2 protein-coding genes are annotated in these 1,200 nt (G+C 57.4%); both read left to right on the top strand.

Annotation, left to right across the window (positions count from 1 at the left end; all coding sequences use genetic code 11):
* On the top strand, positions 1-229 hold a 229-nt coding region (locus tag ACR0EL_RS21665; protein WP_480502244.1), incomplete at its 5' end, for an SURF1 family cytochrome oxidase biogenesis protein.
* Positions 226-1,200 (top strand): threonine synthase (gene thrC / locus ACR0EL_RS21660; protein ID WP_480502243.1); only part of this gene is annotated, 975 nt, incomplete at its 3' end. The genes ACR0EL_RS21665 and thrC, both read left to right, overlap by 4 nt.

The raw sequence follows: 1,200 nt of genomic DNA, 5'->3' as shown, positions 1-1,200 counted from the left end.
CCGTGATGTGCCCAATCTGGCCGCCGCGCTGGGGGCTGAGCCGGTGTTGCTAATTGCCCGCTCGGAAACCGATCCGAATGTAACGCCAATGCCGGTGGATACGGCGGGCATCCCCAACGATCATTTGCAATATGCAATCATCTGGTTTGGTCTTGCTCTGGTCTGGGCCGCAATGACCGGATACTTCCTGTGGCGCAGCCGTGCCAATTCCGAAAGTGACGCGACATGAAATACATCTCGACCCGCGGGCAGGCGCCCGAACTGACCTTTGAAGAGGCGATGCTGACCGGACTGGCCCGTGATGGTGGTCTGTACTTGCCCGCTGAAATTCCGGTGATGTCGCAGGACGAAATTGCTGCGTTGGCTGGCCTGTCCTATGAAGAAATCGCATTCCGCGTGATGTGGCCTTATGTGAGCGGCTCGTTCTCTGATGATGAGTTCAAAAAGATCATAGCGCGCGCTTATGAGGGCTTCGGCCATGACGCCCGCGCGCCCTTGAAGCAGCTGAACGAGAACCATTTTCTGCTGGAGCTGTTTCACGGCCCCACGCTGGCCTTCAAAGATTTCGCCATGCAGCTAATCGGCCAGCTGTTCCAGGTCGCGCTCAAACGGCGCGAAGATCGCGTGACCATTGTCGGCGCGACGAGCGGGGACACCGGTTCTGCCGCCATCGAGGCGTTCCGTGGGCTGGACGCGGTGGATGTGTTCATCCTGTTCCCACATGGCCGTGTTTCAGAAGTGCAGCGCCGTCAGATGACTACGCCAGCAGACAGTAATGTGCACGCTTTGGCGGTAGACGGCGATTTCGATGACTGTCAGGCCGCGCTCAAAGACATGTTCAACGACTTTGATTTCCGCGACGGTGTAAAACTTGCAGGCGTCAATTCGATCAACTTCGCCCGCGTGTTGGCACAGATCGTTTACTATTTCTCCGCCGCCGTCAGCCTCGGCGCGCCACATCGCAAGGTCAGCTTCACCGTGCCGACAGGGAATTTCGGCGATATCTTCGCAGGCTATCTGGCCAAACGCATGGGGCTGCCCATCGATCGTCTGGTGGTGGCGACCAACCAGAACGATATTCTGCATCGCTGTCTCTCCGGCGAGGGATATTTCAAGGGCGATACAATCCCCTCAATCAGCCCTTCAATGGATATTCAGGTTAGCTCGAACTTTGAGCGCGCACTGTACTACGCCTATGGC

The sequence above is a fragment of the Ruegeria sp. AH12 genome, assembly GCF_056541465.1.
This window is presented reverse-complemented; position numbering and strand designations above follow the sequence as displayed.